This is a genomic window from Billgrantia sulfidoxydans (assembly GCF_017868775.1).
In the GTDB taxonomy this organism is placed as follows: domain Bacteria; phylum Pseudomonadota; class Gammaproteobacteria; order Pseudomonadales; family Halomonadaceae; genus Halomonas; species Halomonas sulfidoxydans.
This window is the reverse complement of the sequence record NZ_CP053381.1, coordinates 1,646,472-1,664,772: the sequence shown is the minus strand read 5'-3', so window position 1 is coordinate 1,664,772 and position 18,301 is coordinate 1,646,472. Positions and strand designations below refer to the sequence as shown.

The window sequence follows — 18,301 nt, the reverse complement described above, 5'->3', positions numbered from 1 at the left end:
ATGGCTCACCTCAACTGAAATTCGAGGCGCTGCCGCGCACGCCGCACGCCGCTGGCCGGCTCGAACTGCCAGCGCGCCACGGCCTGCTCGGCGGCCGAATCGAAGACGTTTCGTGGCTGCGACTCGACCACACGGATGGATGAGCGATCGACGCTGCCGTCGGGACGAATCAGGAACTGCAGCTCCACGTGCCCTTCCAGGCCGCGCCGCTGTGCACGCAGGGGGTACTCCGGCGGTACGCGATTGGTCGGGGCGATCTGGCCGACATCCACCGGCCCCTGCTCGGCGGGAGCCGCCTGTTCGGCTGCCGACTCCGGCGTGGCGCTCGGCGCCGCCGGTGACGGGCTCGGCTCGGGCGCTGGTTCCGGCTCGGGTTCGGGCCGGGGCTCCGGAGCGGGCTGCGGCGGCGGCTCCGGCCGGACCTCACTGAGTTCGGGCAGGCTGGTGTCGAGCTCGAGCGGCTCTACCGTCTCCGGCGGCAGCTCCGGCTCGGGCATGGCGATCTCGCTCTCCAGCGGGGGCAGCGGCTCCGGCCGAGGCGGCGGGGTCGCTTCGGCCTGGGGAGGCGGCGGTTCGGCGCTGGGTTCCGCCACCTCCTCTTCCACGACCTCGGGCGCCTCGATCATGCTCATCGTCAGACTCTCGTCGATGACGTCGAACTCCTCCTCGGGCGGCGCCACCAGCAGGGCCAGCAGCCAGAACAGCAGCAGGGCGAGAGCCACCCCGCCCAGCGAGGAAAAAGGAATGCGCGTCACGACCGGCTCCGGCTCGCGGCCACCGCCACCTGCTCCACGCCGGCCTCGCGGATGCGATCCATCACTTCGATCAGCAGGCCGGTCGTCGAGTCGCGGTCGGCCTGGATCACCACCGAGCCGTCGTCGCTGACCAGCCCGGCCACCTCGCCACCAACGCGATGCAGATCCACCGCGCGACCGTCGACCCACACCGCCCCCTCGGGCGTGATGGCAACCATCACCTGGGCATCGGGCCGCGGGGAAGCGGCGCTGGATTCGGGTCGCTCGATCTCCACCCCGCTCTCCTTGATGAAGCTGGTGGTGACGATGAAGAAGATCAGCATGATGAAGACGACGTCCAGCATCGGCGTCAGGTTGACTTCGCTGGCCTCGCCGTCATCGGCGCCAAGGCGGCGTCTACGCATCGGTATCCTCCACGGCACGGGCCAGGCGGTCGTGCAGCCGCTGGTCCTCGCGACGAATGATCTGCTCGAGGCGGCTGGTGAACAACAGCCCCACCACCGCCACCGCCATGCTGGTCAGGGTCGGCAGGGTAGCCCGGGCTACGCCATCGGCCATGGCGCGGGCCTGGCTGGTATCGGTCATCGCCAGGCTGTCGAACACGGCGATCATGCCGGTCACCGTGCCCAGCAGCCCCAGCAGCGGGCACAGCGCCACCAGCAGCCTGAGCCACGGCAGCGGCCGGCGCAGCCGCCCGATCAGCTCCCGCGCCCAGGCTTCGCGCAGCGTGAGCGCGCTCCAGCTCAAGTGATCCTGGCGCGCCGCCCAGCGAGCGATCAGGGCACGCCGCGCGTGGCGGTAGGTGATGCGGAAATACCACACCCGCTCCAGCGCCAGGCTGAACAGCAGCATGGCGACCAGCGCGATCACCACCAGGACCGAGCCGCCCGCCTCGACCAGGCGCTGCAGCGGCTCAAGCCAGAGCGGGATCACGGCGAGCACTCCCGGTGATGCTGTCGGGCCCATGCGGGCGCTGCTCGAGCTGCTCGGCCAGGGCGGCGCTGGCCTGTCCCTCCACCAGCCCCGCCAGGCGACGGCTGCGACCCGCCAGCGCCGTATGCGCGAACAGCAGCGGCACGGCGGTGATCAGGCCCAGCACGGTCGTCACCAGCGCCTGACTGATGCCGCCGGCCATCAGCTGCGGATCGCCGGTGCCGAATACGGTGATCGCCTGGAAGGTCACGATCATTCCGGTGACGGTGCCCAGCAGCCCCAGCAGCGGCGCCACGGCGGCCAGCAGCTTGACGATCGGCTGGCCGCGCTCGAGGCGCGGTAGCTCGGCCAGCACCGCTTCGTCGAGGCGGGCCTCCAGCGCTTCCGGCACCGGGTCGTCCCTCAGCGCCCCGAAGCGCAGCAGCACGCGGCCGAGCGGGTTGTCCTCGCGCAGGGCGTCGAGATCGCGCAGCTGGCGACGCATGGCCAGGGTCACCTTGAGCAGGTAGGCATACTGCAGCAGCGCCACCAGCAGGCCGATGGCGCCCAGGCCGACCACCACGTAGCCCACGGCACCGCCCTGGTGGAAACGCTCGGGCAGGCTGGGACGCTGCGCCAGGGCCGCCATCACCTCACCACGGGTCGGGTCCAGTGTCAGCTCCCGCGACTCACCGGCATGGAAGGCCGCGAGGCCGTCGACCACTTCGGGCGGCGTGCGCTCGACCACGGACAGCCCCTCGCCATCGGCACCCCGGCGTAGCAGGTGGCTGTCGGTGAAGGCGGCGAAATCGCCCAGACGCACGACTTCACGGGGGGCAACTTCCCCACCGGCATCCGCTACCGGGGCTTCGAAGCGGATCACGCGGCCGGTGTCGACGGTCAGTCCGACCAGGCTGTCGGCGAAGGCTTCGAGATGCTCGAGTTCGAGCACCTCGGCATCATCGAGGCGGGGCGGCAACTCGGCACCGCCGACGAGCAGCCAGCTGTCCGCCAGACCGTCGCGCAGCTCGCCGCTATGCCGCTTCAGCGACGCCAGGATCGCCTCGAGTTCGTCGCCCTGCTCGTTCTGGCGCGCCTCGATGGCTTCGGCTCGTTCATCCAGCTCGCGTGCCCTCTGCTGCAGTTTTGCGTGACGCGCCTCGGCCTCGGCATGCGAGGCGCGCGCCTCTTCCAGGGCCGCCTCGAGCGCCTCGCGATCCTCGACCAGCTCGGCCAGGCGCGCGCGGTCACGGCCCTCGGCGGCTTCGCGCTCGGCACGCAGGCTTTCGAGCGGTTCCGTTTGGGCTTGCACCTGAGTCAGGCCAGTGCTCAGCCAGAGCGCTGCCAGCAGGCCCGCGGCAACACGTGTCACTGTCATGTGTCGTCCTCCACTGACTCGAGCGGCTGCGACAGCGGCACGCTGAGCAGTTCCGGTGCGCGGCGGTCGCGCGCGATGCGTAGCCCGTTGCGAACTTCGCGCCGCTGTGTCTCGTCCAGCGCCGCCCAGCTGCCCGCATCGGCCTGCCAGGCTCGTCCGGCGCGGCCGTCCGGCGTCAGATAGTAGAAGCCCACGCGACCCAGGCGCAGGTAGTCCACCTCGCGACGCGACTCCCCATCGCCGAGGTAACCGCGCCAGGCATCGACCTCGCGACCGTACTCCAGCTCGGCGCGCCAGGCTTCGACGATCCGCTCCCAGCGCTCGGCGGCGGACAGCTCACCGATCCGTGAACGCAGGCTGGCGACGCGTGCCAGGCGCTCCTCGCGCAGGAAGGGCATATCGCTCTCGATCCACCGCTCGAGCCGATCGACCATCCGAGCCTGGAGTGCCGGCAAGGCGTCGCGGGTCTCCTCCAGGGTATCCAGAGCCTGCTCACGCCGGCGCAGGGACTCCGCCTGGCGCTCGATCCGCGGGGCGAGTTCGGCGTTCTCGCGTGCCAGCCGCCGTTCGGCGCGCTCCAGCTCGCGCAGCTCCTCGAGCATGGCCCGCGATGCGTCATCGGCGGCGTCGATACGCGCCTGCAACTCGGCCTGGCTGCGCTGGGCCTGCCTGGCCTCTTCGCGAACAGCGGGGTCGGCGCTGGCTGCGGTGACAAGACCCAGCCAGAGCAAACACAGAAGGCAGGGTTGACGAAACGATCTCACTGGCTAACTCCCCAGACGTGTAACGGCGAATGGTCGCCATGGTTGGGCGGTGTCCGATGATGCCACTAATGATAATTGTTATCAATCCACTCACCCCGGCTCCCTCGGCCCATTCGGCCCTCTGTTACGGCCAAACCGGCTTAGGAATTGCGTAATGAAAGGTACGCTTTTCTTCATTAAGCGAAACGAAACGAAACGCTACAGTACCCTCGTCCTGCCCGTTAGAACGACCCCAGGGACGACAGTGGGCAACTGACTGCCCGACCATGCGACGCGCCCCCCCCGGCGCCCGTATGGGCACTGTTTCTGCCGCAGCCGACAACCTGCCCGCCCCCGGCGGCCTGCTTTTCATTCTTCAGGCGGTAGCTCCATGCGTCCCTTCATCGATGCCTCTCTCAGCAGCCAATGGAATGGCGGCTTCGTGATGGAGATTTTCCTCTCCAACCAGGGAACCCAATCGATCGTCGACTATCGGGTCGAATTCACACTGGACGGCACCATCACCGATATCTGGGATGGCGTGGTCGAGGCACACAGCGGCGATCGCTATACCATCGTCGACGACGACACCGACAACGACATCGCCCCGGGCGAGACGGTGCGCTTCAAGTTCAAGGTACTGACCGAAAGCGGACGGATGCCCTTCGAACTGACGGTCAATGGCACCACTCCCGAATTCTCACCCGAAGCGCAGACGCTGCTGCTCGCCGAGACCGTCGAGACCCAGTCGGTCGCCAGCCTGTTCGACGACAACGGCCAGGCCATCGTCGGCCCCGATACCACTGCCGCTGAGTTGCAGGCACTGATCGACGACGCCCCGGAGGGGGCCACACTGCATCTGGCGGCCGGTGACTATCGCTTCGATGCCATGATCGCCATCTCTCGCTCCGACATCAGCATCGTGGGAGCCGGGCGCGGCGAGACGCGCATCACCTTCACCGACGAAGCCCTCGCCGCGGGCGACTCGCATGCCTTCCTGGTGGAGAGCAAGGCGACTCAGTTTGCCGGCTATCTCCAGCAGAATGCCGCGTTGGGCGACGACACTCTGTCGCTCAAGACCGACCATGGCTTGCAGGCCGGCGATACCGTACGCATCTGGCAGGACAACACGGAAGAGTACTTCGCCGAGATCGGCGATACCTCCTGGCAGAAACTGAATGCTCCGTTGCGCACCAGCATGGCCAAGGTGGTCTCGGTGGACGGCGGCACGGTGATGCTCGACCGAGGCGTCCACTTCGATTTCGACGGCGGCGCGGCCAAGATACAGCGTTACGATGCGCTGGAGAACGTGACCCTGCGGGGCTTCACGCTGGGATACGAGCTGGGTACGCCCGACAAGGCATCGTTCAGCAACACACTCCCGGATCTGGCCGGCTACCAGGCGATCAAGTTGAACGGTACGGTGGCTGCCCACCTCAGCGACATCGAAGTGGTCAATGGCCCCTCTACCGCCTTCGAGTTCGCCCTCTCCCTCGACCTGCATGCCGACTCGCTCGGTGCGCACGGCGCCTTCAACAAGGGCAGCGGGGGCAATGGCTATGCCTTCGAGCTGCGCGAGAGCTACGATGGCACCCTGAGCAACCTCGAGGACTCGGGCATGCGTCATAGCGTGCTGTTCGCCTCGTGGCGCTCCTCGGTGGGCAACGACATTCACGTAACGTCCACGGATCGCGACATCAATTTCCACGGCGGCCAGGACCATGGCAATAGCGTGCATGTCGAGCGCTCCCTCCGCGACGCCGATTCCGACGGGCTCTCGCCCGTCGTGTGGTACAACGACGGCGGCGAGACGTTCGGTGCCATCACCGAGGCCGGTGCCAACCAGATCACGTTCGACTATGTGATCGGCTCGCGCCGTGACGACACCATCCAGGGAACCGACAACGGCGTCTATCTCGACGGCGCCCTGGGTCACGATACGCTGATCGGCGGCGCCGGAAACGACATCCTGCGTGGCGGCCGGGGCAACGATGTTCTCGACGGCGGCGCCGGTATCGACACCGCCCACATGGAGCAGAACCACGACGCCTATACCGTTCGCTTCGACGACGACGGCAGCATTCACATGGCGGGTGGCAGCGAAGACACCGATACGCTGGTCGGCATCGAAAGGGTGCTGTTCGCCGATGGCATCATGCTCGATGTCGCCACCCGCACCCTCTCCCAGGGAGAGGTACCGAGCGCTCCTACGCCGGAGGAGATCCTCGCCGGGGCGGAAGAAGACATGAGCGACATCGCCGTGTCATCTCCGATTTCGGACGTCCTCGAGTCGGGGGCGGAAATTGCCGATGAGACGGTAACCGCACCCACTATCACTGCCAGCGACATGGAAGTGGGACTGAGTGTGGTCAGCCGCTGGACCAGCGGCTATGTGATGCGCGTGGAGATCGCCAACCACTCGGCCAGCGATGTCGCCAGCCCCGAGATCTCCTTCACGCTACCCGCGGAGATCACCACCTTCTACGGCGCCACCCTGCTAGCGCGTGACGGCGATACGTACCGGATCGCCTACGATGGCAGTGATACGCTCAAGGCGGACGGTGTCATGCGCTTCTCCTTCAAGGCCTATGCGCCGGTCAGCGAGGCGCCGACCTCGCTGACCCTGAACGGTACCGGCCTGACCCTCCACCCAGAGGACCTGGTTGCCGGCGAGGCGGCAGATCCCGTGCTGCTCGACGCACTCGCCCCTGCCCCCACCGCGGCGGATTTCCTGGTGCTCACCAGCCAAGTCACCAAGACCTGGTCGGGCGGCTACATGAGCGAGGTGCTGGTCACCAACATCTCGGACGTCGTCATCGAGCAGCCGTTGGTGAGCTTCCGCCTCCCCGGGACCATTACCGACATGTGGAACGGAGAATATACGGCCACTGAGGAAGGCTATGTGGTGAACGCTCTCAATGGCGGCACGGTGCTGGATCCCGGCGAGACATGGCGCGTCTCCTACAAGGTGCGCGATGACAGCCAGGCCCTGCCCGAAAACCTCAACGCCGAAGGCGAGCTGGTTGGCATACCCACCGTGGAGGACGATGGCCTCATCGGCGGCGAAAGCGACGACGTCCTTCTGGGCACGGCGGCCAGCGATACCCTCTACGGTGGCCTGGGTGCCGACAGCCTGACCGGCGGCGAGGGGGGCGATCGCTTCGTCTACCTCTCGACCTACGAGTCCACGCCCTTCGACAGCGATATCATCGTCGACTTCGACCGCGGTGAAGGCGACCTGATCGACCTCTCGGGCATCGATGCGGATCTGGCCAGCGAAGGCGAGCAGGCGTTTGCCTGGGTCGGCAACGCCGCCTTCAGCGGCACGGCAGGCGAGCTGCGCAACGAAGGCGGATTGGTACAGGGCGACGTCAACGGCGACGGCGTCGTCGACCTGCAGATCAACGTGCTGGGCGTCGACGGCCTGCGCACCGAGGATTTCCTGCTCTAGTCAGGGCTGCTGTCGTGACCACGCCCGGCCATGTGCCGGGCGTATTTGCCCGTTTCCTTTGCTCGGAAGGTTCCTAACGCAGAAGACCCACCCCACGCAGCGGGATGAGCCTTGAAGCTTCAGCTAGTCTCGAATCAGTATCGCCAAGTCAGGTTAGCCATCACACTGCGTGGCGCACCGGAGAAAGCCTGATCCCACTTGAGGCTCGTCAGGTACTCCTCGTCGGTCACGTTGTTGACGTTCAAGGAAGCAGTTAGGCTTTCGCTGATGTCGTAGCTGGCCATCAGATCGACCAGGGTATAGGCGTCCTGCCGCGTCTCGCCAGGGAGATAATCACGCTCGCGATGGATTTCGTCCTGCCAGCGCACCCTGGCCCCAACCTTGAGCTGTGGCATGAACGGCAGACGATAGCTAGTCATCGCACGCAGCATATTGCGAGGAATGTAGGTATTTGTCGCCTCTCCTTCGGCATCCTCGATCTCCAGATAGGTATAGCCGACGCTGGCCTGCCAACCCTCGGCGAGTTCGCCTGCCAGTGTCACTTCGACACCCTCGCTGGTGATTCCGTCTCCACCCATGTAGATCGATGTGCCATCGGGCAAGGTACCAGCCGGCTGGGCCACGTTGTTTTGCTCGATGCGGAACAGCGCCAGGGAAGCATCGGCCCCACCGTTGAACAGATCGGCCTTGATACCAATTTCCTGTGCCACCCCGTCGATGGGTTCGAGATAGTCGCCGTTGCGGTCGATCTCGGTCTGTGGTTGGAAGATTTCGGTATGGCTAGCGTAGACCGACGCCTGATCGGTGACATCGAAGATCAGACCGGCATAGGGCGTCAGAACGCTGTTGTAAGTCGTATCCTGTGAGCTGCCATATTGTTCGCCAACGGTATCCAGCCAGCTCAGACGCGCCCCCACGACACCCGTCCAGCGATCGGCAAGGTCCAGCTTGGCCGCACTGTAGAAACTTCTCTCTTTGACAGTCGCATCGTTACCAAACGACGGTTCGCCAAAGCTGGGCTGAGGGTAACTGCCATTCCACTCGTTCAGCGGAGGCAAGCCTTGGGATGCTGCATCGTACAAAGAACTCTGCTGGTTACGACTCTGGCTCCAGTCACTGCCCAGCACCAACTGATGAGTCCGCCCAAGCAGTTCGATGTCGCCTTTAGCGTGCAAGTCGGCTATCCACTGCTCCAGATGCCGGTCATATTTACTGATGGTGAGCTGACTGGCATCGACTCGGCCAGTCGCGGCATCCGGCATACCATAAATGTAGAGCAACTGGGTATCCGAGAGCATGTCCAGGTGCGTCACAGTGCCCTTGAGTGTCCAGTTCTCTCCGAGTTCTTGAGCCAGCTCCAGAAAGCTGCGCCGCGTTTCCACATCCCAATAGGACCAGTCGGGTGCTGATGAAGTGGAAACATCGTAGTTGGTTGGATTGCCGGCCGAATCATACAGCGGCAGTGAACCCCACATGTTGCCGTCGGTATCGTTCTGCTGCCAGGTGTGCCCCACGGTCAACTGGGTGGTGTCGCTGACATCCGCTTCCAACACGCCATACAGCAGCCCGCGCTCGCGGCTCAAGCGATCCAGATAGGAATCGGTCTGTAGCCCCGAGGCCACAAGGCGCCCTCTCACCTTTCCCTCGCCGTCGAGCGGCCCTGCCACGTCCACGTCTAGACGCCGATGCTCCCATGAGCCCACGCTGGCAGTGACGCTGGCATGAGGCAGATCCGTGGGTCGCTTACGGATGAAATTAATGGTCGCGCCGGGGTTGCCCGAGCCAGACATCAGCCCCGTCGCACCGCGCACCACTTCGACACGATCATAGACAACGGTGTCTATGTCGCCGTGAACGTTGTTGTAAGGCATCGGCACCCGAAGGCCATCGACCTGAAAATTCGACACCTCGAACCCGCGAGCGGTGTAATAGGTGCGATCCGTCTCGAGCCGCTCAACCGTCACGCCCGGGGTACTCTCGAGCACGTCATTGACGGTATCGAGCTGGAAATCGTCCATTTGCGCCCGAGTCACGGTGGACACCGACTGCGGGGTCTCGCGAGGCGTTAGGTCGAGGCGCGTAGCGGTACTAGTGCGCGGAACGCGATAGCTGTCGGAGCCCTCCGTGACAAGAGAAAGCGCCTCGGCCTCAACGGTGATCGTCTCAAGCTCATTGGCAGAAGCGGCGGTCTGCCCAGCTTCCTGTGCCAGCAGCGATGGAGATACCACCATCATGACACTGACGGTAGCTAGCCCTAAAGCCTTCCGAACAGCCTTGGCAAGTGGATCGAAATCAGCTGAGAGGGGGACGGGGCGTAACATGTGGGACAGGCCTCAGTATGATAGTGTATAGCGAATGATAATGAATTAGATTAAATTTTAGCAAGCAAAATCTTAATTGCCTTCGGCAGGGGTTGGGCGAGGCAAGCCGGTAGCCGACAGGAGGGTCATCCACTCTATACGCGTCGCATCGATAATGAGAAACGCTTATACTTGGCACCAGATTTTAACGGTTGGTATCGATGGCTCCCACACCTACTGTGCTCACAAGCCTTGAAGGCGAAGACATCACGGCCGGCTACGGGGATCGTCGCGTTCTCGAGGACGTGGACTTCCGCGTCGCCGAGAGCCGTCTCACGGCGCTACTGGGCCCCAACGGCAGCATCGAGCACAGCGGCCCGCCTGAAGCGGTCTTCACCGCGGCCAACCTGAAGCAGGTATTCGATCTCGACGCCGACGTCATACGCGCCCCGAACACCGGTCGGCCGGTCTGCATCCCGGCCCTGGGCAGTGCCGCTGCTCTTGGCAGACTCAATGAGGAGCTACCCGCATGAGTACCAGAGCCACCCAGCACTTCTGCGCCCGGGAGAGCCTCGCCATGGGCGACCCGCTGGCGGGCAGTGCTGCCCACGCCGAGCGCAACCTGTTGCTCAGTTGGCCGCGGTCGAAATGGCGGCGCAGCCTGCGCCGGGCCAGCGATATGCCCGATGACGTAGCGGCTCAGCTCGAGGCCATCGCCGAGGCGGGGCGGCGGGTCAACCTGATTCATCGCCGCGACCAGCCCGGGGAGCATCACCGGCTCTATCTGATGCCGGAGAATCGCCGCTACGAGATGCCACGCGCCGAACTGCCGGCTGTTCTGGACGCACTGCAGCGGGGCGAACCCCTCACGCGCTGGGAAATGGGCCCGCCCCAAGGGTCGCTGCTGCTGTGCTGCACCCACGGCAAGAAGGACAAGTGCTGCGCCAAGTTCGGCTATGCCGCCTACAAGGCACTGGAGGCAGCGGTAGCGAAGCGCGCCCTGCCCTTCGAAGTGTGGGAGAGCACCCACCTGGGCGGCTGTCGGCTCGCAGCCAGCGCCGTGGCCTTTCCCGCGCTGCGCAAGTATGGCCGCATCGCTACCGAAGACGTGTTGCCGCTGCTAGAAGCCGAAATGGCAGACCGCCCCTACCTGCCCTGCTATCGCGGCGACTCCCGGCTCAGCCCGGTGCAGCAGTGCGCCCAGGTCGCGGCACTGGAGTGGCTGGCCTCGTGTGGCATTCATGCGGACGTGACGGTGGCCCCCTCGAGCAAAGGGCACGAACCGCGCCAGGATTGGCTGCAAGTGCGCTGGCGTAGCGCAGGCGACGAGGGGCGGCTCGCGGTGCGCTGCGAACCCAGGATGCTCCGGCGCTACGATACCTGTGCCGACCTGGCCGTGGGGCCGCCGGCGGCGAGCCAGGTCTGGGTGGCCACACAGGTCGAGGTCGCCGAAGGCCGCGCCGCTCGAGTCACGTCATGTTCGTGACGCTTTTCAGTTTTCGACACCCGACACGAACCCCGCGCCTGGCCCGGATGCTCGGCTGGCTGTGGTTGGCCACGACCCCGGCCATGGCCAGCGCCGATGGTGGCCTGGCCACTCTCGACTGGACGCTGGCCGAGACCCTGGTCGCCCTGGACCACCCACCCGATGCGGTCGCCCAGGTTGGCGACTATCACAACTGGGTCGGCGAACCCCGGCTGCCGACAAATGTGGCGGATATCGGGCTTCGCTCACAGCCCAACGTCGAGTTGCTCGCACAACTCGATCCGGCGCATATCCTCATTTCCCCCATGTTCGGCCACCTGGCACCCCGCCTGGAGCAGATCGGAGCGGTCGATATCCGGGAGATCTACACGCCGCAGGGGGACACCTGGAGCCAGATCCTCAGCCTGACCCGTGAACTCGGCATGGCGCATGGGCGCCAGGAGGAAGCCGAAGCGCTGATCGCCGCCACCGAGGCACGCTTCGAGTCACTGCGTCGAGCACTGCCGGAAGAAACGTCACCGCTGCTGGTCATCCAGTTCATGGACGAACGCCATGTTCGGGTCTTCGGGGAGCATGGCCTCTTCCAGGCCGTGATGGACCGCCTGGGCCTGGAGAATGCCTGGCAAGGCGAGACCAATTACTGGGGCTTTTCGCTGGTCGGGCTGGAGGCACTCGTTGGCCTGGAAGCCCGCCTGGTGGTAGTGGAACCCTACCCGACCGGCGTCGAGGAAAAGCTCGCCGACAGCGCCCTCTGGCAGTACCACCCCAGTGTTCGCGAGGAGAGCCTGATTACCCTGCCGCCGGTCTGGAGCTTCGGCGCCCTGCCCTCGGCGCAGCGCTTCGCCGAGCTGCTCGTTACGGCGTTGGGTGAGCACAGGCGTGATCGCAGCCGACTGGATCGGCAACCCTGATACCGGCATGGCTTCCGCGCCGGGTCCGGTGGCTTACAAACTCCTCAGGCCCCACATGAAGTAGGCGCCACCGATCAGCGAGGCGACCAGGCCGGCAGGGATCTCATAGGGAAAGATGGCCTGACGCCCCACCCAGTCGGCCAGTACCATCAGCAACATGCCCACCAGTGCCGCCCCCAGCAGATGGTGGCGCGCCCGGGACAGCCCCAGCAACCGGGCCATGTGCGGTGCCAGCAGCCCAACGAAGGAGAGCGGCCCGACCATCAAGGTGGCACAGGCCGTCAACAGGGCCACCAGCAGCAGCAGCCCCAGGCGAGCGCGATTCAATGAAATCCCCAGCGCCAGTGCGGTGGGCGCTCCCAGCGGCAGGATGTCCAGCCAGCGCGACAGCGGCAGCGTACAGAGCGCCAGCAGCGCCGCCATCGTTCCCACTACCAGGGCGCTGCCGAGGTCGACGTAATAGGTGGAACCCGCCAGCCAGGCCATCATCTGCTGGCCGCGCGGATCGCCCCCCGCCAGCATCACGCTTCGCACTGCATCGAACAGTGCGCCGATCGCCACCCCGCACAGCAGCAGGCGCTCGGGCACGAAGCCGCTGCGGCGATTGAACGCCACCAGGACCAGCAGCGAGGCGAATGCCCCCAGAGTTCCCACTGCGACCAGCATCCCGCTGGTGGGCGCGGGTATGAGGAAGATCCCCAGCATCAGCGCGATGGCGCAGCCACCGCTGATTCCCAGCACCTCGGGGCTTGCCATCGGGTTGGCGGAAAGCCGCTGCAGCAACGTGCCCGCAATGGCCAGCATCAGGCCACTGGCCGCCGCCGCCGTGACCCGCGGCACGCGCCACTGCATCACACTCCAGTCATGGGGTGCCAACCCATACCAGCCATCGGCGCCCTGTCCCAGCAGCAGCCCCAGCCCGATCGCCAGCAGCAAAGCGGTGGCCAGGCGCACGGCCAGCCGCTCAGGTGCGGGATGCCGGTTGGCCAACACGGCGGCGGGCTGAGGCGCTCGGTTGGCCTGCAGCTTCAAGCGTGGTATCAGCCACATGAGAAGCGGCGCCCCCAGGGCCCCGGTCACGGCCCCGGTGGGTACCAGCGTCGGCAGCACCCCGCTGAACTGCTGCAAGAGCAGATCGGTCGTCGCCAGCAGCACGGCTCCCAGCAACGTCCCCCACAGCAGGCGCTGGCCGAGGCGACGCGCTCCGGCCAACCGCACGATGTTGGGCGCCGCCAGGCCGATGAAGCCTATGATGCCCACCACGCTCACCACGCTACCGGTCAAAAAGACGGCCAGCCCCAGGCCGGCAAGACGCAGCGCCTTGAGCGAAACGCCAAGGCTCTTGGCACTGGCATCGTCCAGCTCCAGCACCGCCAACGGACGCAACAGGCATATGGCCGCCACGCTACCGACGGTGAGCTGCGGCCACAGCGTGGCGACTCCGCTCCAGCCGTTCTGCGCCAGCGATCCGGCCCCCCAGATCAAGAGTCCCGACAATAGCTCGTGATTGAACAGCAACAGCGCCGTCGCCAGCGCCCCCAGGTAGAGGTTGACCACCAGCCCCGCCAACACCACCACCACGGGCGCCAGCCCCCGGCGCCAGGCGAGCAGGAACACCAGGGCCATCGCCAGCCCACCGCCGGCCAAGGCCACCCATTCACGCCCCAGCGCCAGCAGTCCCGGTGCCAGCAGGGTCGCCGCCAGCAGCGCCAGGTTGGCGCCCGAGGCCACTCCCAGGGTCGTGGGCGATGCCAGCGGGTTGCGCAGAACCTGCTGCATCAGGACCCCGGCCAATGCCAGCCCGCCGCCGGCCAGCAGCGCCACCGTGAGCCGCGGCCACCAAGCGTAGTGCAGCAGCAGCTCACGAGACTCCTGTAACGAAGGGGCGACCAGTGCTTTCAGCCCCAATACGATACCGCCCTGATCCAACAGCCCGTTCCCGAGCAGCAATACCAGGGGCAGGCTCAGCAACAAGCAGGCACGCAACGGCGAGAGCCCACCCTTCACCTGCTCGAATGTCCGCACTCCCCCTGGCATGCCTTGGCTCCTGATCGTCTTCGCGAGTTGCAGCGGCATCCTAGCTGAAAACGATTATCAATAGAACCGTGTTACGACCTATTCTCATTCAAAGTAGAGCGAGTTTGACAGGAGCCCGCTTCGCATCCAAAATGCAAATCAATCTCATTAGTGCGATGAGGGCGATCCTATGCCATCGCAACGCTCCCGGCTCTACTACACCTGCGTCTTCCTGCATGTTTCCTTTCAGGCAATACGCCAAGCGGTGGCTCGCTCCCCCGCCGGCGACGAGACCCCCTGCTGGCTGGATGCACATACGCTCCGGCTGCTCTGCCGCGAGCTGCAGCGCTGCCGCTGGGAAGCGTCGCCCTTCAAGCACGTCGAAGCATCACTGAACACTGCCACCTACCACTGCGGCCTGCTCATGGCCCAGTGTCCCGGCGCCCTCAACCGACGGCTTTGCCAGCATCATCTCGATGCGATCATGGCGCCTCTGCAGGAGGCCATGCTGCAGCTGTCGGGAAAGCGTGACCGAGCCTCGAGCAGCCGCGCCACCTCACCTCGTAAGCGGCTGCTCAGTTGGCTGGGCTGGTAGGCACTCACAAGGGAACCCGCATGTTCGAAGTCAACGGCACCACCTTCGAGGTCAACGGCAAGCGCCTGCTCGAGCCCGTCGAATATCGCTTCGAGGAAGGCAAGATTTACGGCCTGATCGGACATAACGGGTCGGGCAAGTCGACATTGATCAAGCTGCTCGCTCAACAGCAGCCGGCGAGTCAAGGGGAGATCCGCCTCGACGGCCGCCCACTGAGCGCATGGGGCCAGCGCGAATTCGCCCGCCGGGTCGCCTATCTGCCCCAGCATCTCCCCAGCGCCGAGAACCTGATCGGTCGCGAGCTGATCGGCTTCGGTCGCTATCCCTGGCACGGCCTGTTGGGGCGTCATACCGCCGAGGACAAGGCCGCCATTCGGCGCGCCATCGAGTTCAGCCACACCGAAGCCTTCGCCGACCGCCTGGTGGATACCCTGTCGGGCGGCGAAAGGCAGCGCGTATGGCTGGCCATGCTGCTGGCCCAGCAGAGCCGCTTCCTGCTGCTTGACGAACCCTTGGCCGCACTGGACATCGCGCATCAGGTGGAGGTGCTGGCGCTGATTCGCCAGCTGTGCAACGACTTGCGGCTCGGGGTGGTCATCGTGCTGCACGACATCAACATGGCCTCGCGCTACTGCGACGAACTGCTCGCGCTCCACGGCGGCCGGGTCCTGGCTCACGGGGCTCCCGACACGATGATGACCGAAGCCACGCTGGAAGCCATCTACGGTCTGCCCATGCGCGTCATGCCGCACCCCAGCGGCGAACACCGCATCGCCGTCGCCCACTGAGCGACTCGCGTCTCTCCCCTGCCGGCCATCTACACCGAAATGCGCCGCGCTGGCGCAGCGCCCTGACAGACGAAATCGCCGCAGCCAGTGGGCTGCGGCGATGTCCGGGCAAAGGCCTCGCGGCGACGTCAGGAGACCGCTTGCTGGTAACGGCGCTCGACGTCCTCCCAGTTGATGACGTTGAAGAAGGCATTCACGTAATCAGGGCGCTTGTTCTGGTACTTCAGGTAGTAGGCGTGCTCCCACACGTCCAGGCCCAGCACCGGGGTGTTGCCATGCATGTGCGGGCTGTCCTGGTTGAGGGTGTTCTCCACCACCAGCTTCTTCTCGGGAGTGACGCTCAGCCACGCCCAGCCGCTGCCGAAGCGGCCCAGAGCGGCCTTGGTAAAGGCTTCCTTGAAGGCATCGAAACCGCCCAGTTCGCTATCGATGGCCTGGGCCACCCTGCCCTGGGGCTGGCCGCCCCCATTGGGAGCCATCATCTGCCAGAACTTGGCGTGGTTGGAGTGACCGCCGCCGTTGTTGATGACCTCCTGCCGCTTCTCCTGCGGAACGCGATCGATACTGGCCATCAGCTCGTCCACGGGAACGTCTTCCAGCCCGGTACCCTCCAGCGCGGCGTTGAGCTTGTCGACATAGGTCTTGTGGTGACGCGAGTGATGGATCTCCATGGTCATCGCATCGATATGGGGCTCTAGCGCATCGTAAGCGTAAGGAAGCTCGGGCAATGTATGCGGCATGTTCGCTCCTCCATGAAAACAACGGATAACGGGGAAACAATCCCCATGACTGCATCCAGCAAGCATGGCAAAGAGTGACGATTCACGCTAATAGCGATTGCATAGGCTTGATATAGCCAAGCCTGATGAGCAGCCTAAAAGAACGAAGCCGGCCATAGGGCCGGCTTCGTCACGCATGGGTGCGTTTTACAGCTTGCTCTCGAGCTCCGGTAGGATCTCGAACAGGTCACCGACCAGGCCGCTGACTGTCGAGAGCGCGACTTGGAAGATCCCGATCTTCTTCTTAAAGCTTCTGTTCCAGCTCCGGCAGGATCTCGAACAGGTCACCGACCAGGCCGTAATCGGCCACCTGGAAGATCGGCGCCTCCTCGTCCTTGTTGATCGCCACGATCACCTTGGAGTCCTTCATGCCGGCCAGGTGCTGGATCGCCCCGGAAATGCCCACGGCGATGTAGAGCTCCGGCGCGACGATCTTGCCGGTCTGGCCGACCTGCATGTCGTTGGGCACGAAGCCGGCGTCCACCGCGGCACGCGAGGCACCGATGGCCGCGCCCAGCTTGTCGGCGATACCCTCGAGCAGCTTGAAGTTCTCGCCGCTGCCCATGCCGCGACCGCCGGAGATGACCACCCGCGCCCCGCCCAGTTCGGGACGGTCGCTCTGGGCCAGCTCCTGCTTGAGGAAGGTGGACTGGCTATTCTCGGCCACGAACTCGACGCTCTCGACGCTGGCGCTGCCGCCCTCTGCCACCGCATCGAACGCCGTGGTGCGCACGGTGATCACCTTGAGCGCGTCGGCGCTCTTGACCGTGGCAATGGCATTGCCGGCATAGATGGGGCGCTTGAAGGTGTCGCCATCAACCACTTCGACGATCTCGGAGATCTGGCTGACGTCCTTCAGGGCGGCGACGCGCGGCAGCACGTTCTTGCCGGTGGTGGAGGCGGCGGCCAGCACGTGGCGGTAGTCGCCGGCGAGCTCGACCAGCAGCGCGCCCAGGGGCTCGGCGAGCTGGTGGGCATAGGCGGCGTGGTCGGCCACCCGCACCTTGCTCACGCCGTCGAGCCTGGCGGCGGCCTCGGCCACGGCACCGACGTTCTCGCCGGCCACCAGCACGTCGATGTCGCCGCCAATCGCCTGGGCCGCCGCGACCACATGGGCGGTGGCGCCGGCGAGCTGGCCGTCGTGATGTTCTGCAAGTACCAGGATGCTCATGAAATCGGCTCCCCTCAAAGCACTTTGGCTTCGTTCTTGAGTTTGTCCACGAGCTCGTCGACGGAGCCCACCTTGATGCCGCCCTTGCGCTCGGCCGGTGACTCGACCTTCTCCAGCGTCAGCCGGCTTGTCACCTCGACGCCGAGGTCCGCCGGCGACTTGACGTCGAGCGGCTTCTTCTTGGCCTTCATGATGTCGGGCAGCTTGGCGTAGCGCGGCTCGTTGAGGCGCAGGTCGGTGGTGATCACCGCCGGCAGGGTCAGCTCGACGGTCTGCAGGCCGCCGTCGACCTCACGCGTGACCTGGACCTTGTCGTTCTCGACCTTCACTTCCGAGGCGAAGGTGCCCTGGGGCAGGCCGGCCAGGGCGGCGAGCATCTGCCCGGTCTGGTTGTTGTCGGTGTCGATGGCCTGCTTGCCGAGAATGACGAGACCGGGCTGCTCCTCTTCCACCACCTTGGCCAGCAGCTTGGCCGCGGCCAGCGACTCGACGCGCTCTTCGGTCTCGACATGCACGGCGCGGTCGGCACCCAGCGCCAGCGCGGTGCGCAGCTGCTCCTGGGCGGCCTTGGGGCCGACGGTCACGGCGACCACCTCGGTGGCGACCCCTCGCTCCTTCAGCCGCACCGCCTCTTCCACGGCGATCTCGCAGAAGGGGTTCATGGCCATCTTGACGTTGGTGAGGTCGACGTCGGAGTGATCCGGCTTGACGCGGATCTTGACGTTGTAGTCGATGACGCGTTTGACCGCGACGAGTACTTTCATGGTGTCCTCGCTTGGTTCAGTGGGTGAACCGTTTGGTTTTGGACTCGCTGACGTCCTTCGCTAAAGGTCAGCGACCCCTTAGAACCGTTTGCTATTCCTTTATACGTTTCATGCAAGCGTTTGATAGGCGCCGTCTCGCAAAACCTTGCCAATTTGCCACAGCCAGGCCTGTCGCAACAATCCCTTCCCCGCCGCTGCGGGTGGTGGCGTCATACATTGCCATCGTAGGGCTGTCCTGAGTCGTTTATTATG

The 18,301-nt window shown here is 65.3% G+C and carries 16 protein-coding genes; 6 read left to right on the top strand and 10 right to left on the bottom strand.

Going from position 1 to position 18,301, the window contains the following annotated elements:
- Nucleotides 1-5 precede the first annotated feature (5 nt).
- From HNO51_RS07785 to HNO51_RS07765, 5 genes are read right to left on the bottom strand one after another with little or no spacing between them, the layout of a single operon-like run.
- A complete protein-coding gene (locus tag HNO51_RS07785; protein WP_209538874.1) occupies nt 6-755 on the bottom strand; it encodes an energy transducer TonB in 750 nt (249 codons plus the stop codon).
- A complete protein-coding gene (locus HNO51_RS07780) occupies nt 752-1,159 on the bottom strand; it encodes an ExbD/TolR family protein (protein ID WP_197450496.1) in 408 nt (135 codons plus the stop codon). Before HNO51_RS07780 ends, HNO51_RS07785 begins: the two co-directional genes overlap by 4 nt.
- A complete protein-coding gene (locus HNO51_RS07775; protein WP_209538873.1) occupies nt 1,152-1,721 on the bottom strand; it encodes a MotA/TolQ/ExbB proton channel family protein in 570 nt (189 codons plus the stop codon). Before HNO51_RS07775 ends, HNO51_RS07780 begins: the two co-directional genes overlap by 8 nt.
- Entirely contained in the window at nt 1,669-3,045 is a 1,377-nt protein-coding gene (locus HNO51_RS07770) for a MotA/TolQ/ExbB proton channel family protein (protein ID WP_209538872.1), read from the bottom strand. Before HNO51_RS07770 ends, HNO51_RS07775 begins: the two co-directional genes overlap by 53 nt.
- Entirely contained in the window at nt 3,042-3,809 is a 768-nt protein-coding gene (locus HNO51_RS07765; protein WP_242597222.1) for a DUF3450 domain-containing protein, read from the bottom strand. Before HNO51_RS07765 ends, HNO51_RS07770 begins: the two co-directional genes overlap by 4 nt.
- A 370-nt stretch (nt 3,810-4,179) precedes the next feature.
- Between HNO51_RS07765 and HNO51_RS07760 the strand changes: the two genes are divergently transcribed.
- The gene (locus HNO51_RS07760) at nt 4,180-7,239 is read left to right on the top strand and encodes a cellulose binding domain-containing protein (RefSeq protein WP_209538871.1); all 3,060 of its coding nucleotides are present in this window, start codon (nt 4,180-4,182) and stop codon (nt 7,237-7,239) included.
- Nucleotides 7,240-7,373: 134 nt separating this feature from the next.
- Here HNO51_RS07760 and HNO51_RS07755 read toward each other — a convergent pair whose 3' ends face one another.
- A complete protein-coding gene (locus HNO51_RS07755) occupies nt 7,374-9,560 on the bottom strand; it encodes a TonB-dependent siderophore receptor (protein WP_209538870.1) in 2,187 nt (728 codons plus the stop codon).
- A gap of 200 nt (nt 9,561-9,760) precedes the next feature.
- On the opposite strand from HNO51_RS07755, the gene HNO51_RS07750 reads away from it, so the two are divergent.
- From HNO51_RS07750 to HNO51_RS07740, 3 genes are read left to right on the top strand one after another with little or no spacing between them, the layout of a single operon-like run.
- Nucleotides 9,761-10,072, top strand: a complete 312-nt coding sequence (locus HNO51_RS07750) for a hypothetical protein (RefSeq protein WP_197450491.1) — start codon at nt 9,761-9,763, stop codon at nt 10,070-10,072.
- A complete protein-coding gene (locus HNO51_RS07745; RefSeq protein ID WP_209538869.1) occupies nt 10,069-11,025 on the top strand; it encodes a sucrase ferredoxin in 957 nt (318 codons plus the stop codon). The genes HNO51_RS07750 and HNO51_RS07745 overlap by 4 nt, the downstream gene beginning before the upstream one ends.
- Nucleotides 11,016-11,936: an ABC transporter substrate-binding protein gene (locus tag HNO51_RS07740; RefSeq protein WP_209538868.1), complete on the top strand. Its 921-nt coding sequence runs from the start codon at nt 11,016-11,018 to the stop codon at nt 11,934-11,936. Before HNO51_RS07745 ends, HNO51_RS07740 begins: the two co-directional genes overlap by 10 nt.
- Nucleotides 11,937-11,969: 33 nt before the next feature.
- Here HNO51_RS07740 and fhuB read toward each other — a convergent pair whose 3' ends face one another.
- Entirely contained in the window at nt 11,970-13,973 is a 2,004-nt protein-coding gene (gene fhuB, locus HNO51_RS07735) for a Fe(3+)-hydroxamate ABC transporter permease FhuB (RefSeq protein WP_209538867.1), read from the bottom strand.
- Nucleotides 13,974-14,142: 169 nt separating this feature from the next.
- Between fhuB and HNO51_RS07730 the strand changes: the two genes are divergently transcribed.
- A complete protein-coding gene (locus tag HNO51_RS07730) occupies nt 14,143-14,547 on the top strand; it encodes a hypothetical protein (RefSeq protein ID WP_197450487.1) in 405 nt (134 codons plus the stop codon).
- Nucleotides 14,548-14,567: 20 nt separating this feature from the next.
- A complete protein-coding gene (locus tag HNO51_RS07725; RefSeq protein WP_209538866.1) occupies nt 14,568-15,335 on the top strand; it encodes an ABC transporter ATP-binding protein in 768 nt (255 codons plus the stop codon).
- Nucleotides 15,336-15,463: 128 nt separating this feature from the next.
- Here HNO51_RS07725 and HNO51_RS07720 read toward each other — a convergent pair whose 3' ends face one another.
- From HNO51_RS07720 to HNO51_RS07710, 3 genes are all read right to left on the bottom strand, one after another.
- Nucleotides 15,464-16,075, bottom strand: a complete 612-nt coding sequence (locus tag HNO51_RS07720; protein ID WP_197450485.1) for a superoxide dismutase — start codon at nt 16,073-16,075, stop codon at nt 15,464-15,466.
- Between the two features lie 283 nt (nt 16,076-16,358).
- The gene (locus tag HNO51_RS07715; RefSeq protein ID WP_209538865.1) at nt 16,359-17,285 is read right to left on the bottom strand and encodes an electron transfer flavoprotein subunit alpha/FixB family protein; all 927 of its coding nucleotides are present in this window, start codon (nt 17,283-17,285) and stop codon (nt 16,359-16,361) included.
- A gap of 14 nt (nt 17,286-17,299) precedes the next feature.
- Entirely contained in the window at nt 17,300-18,049 is a 750-nt protein-coding gene (locus HNO51_RS07710) for an electron transfer flavoprotein subunit beta/FixA family protein (protein WP_197450483.1), read from the bottom strand.
- Nucleotides 18,050-18,301 lie beyond the last annotated feature (252 nt).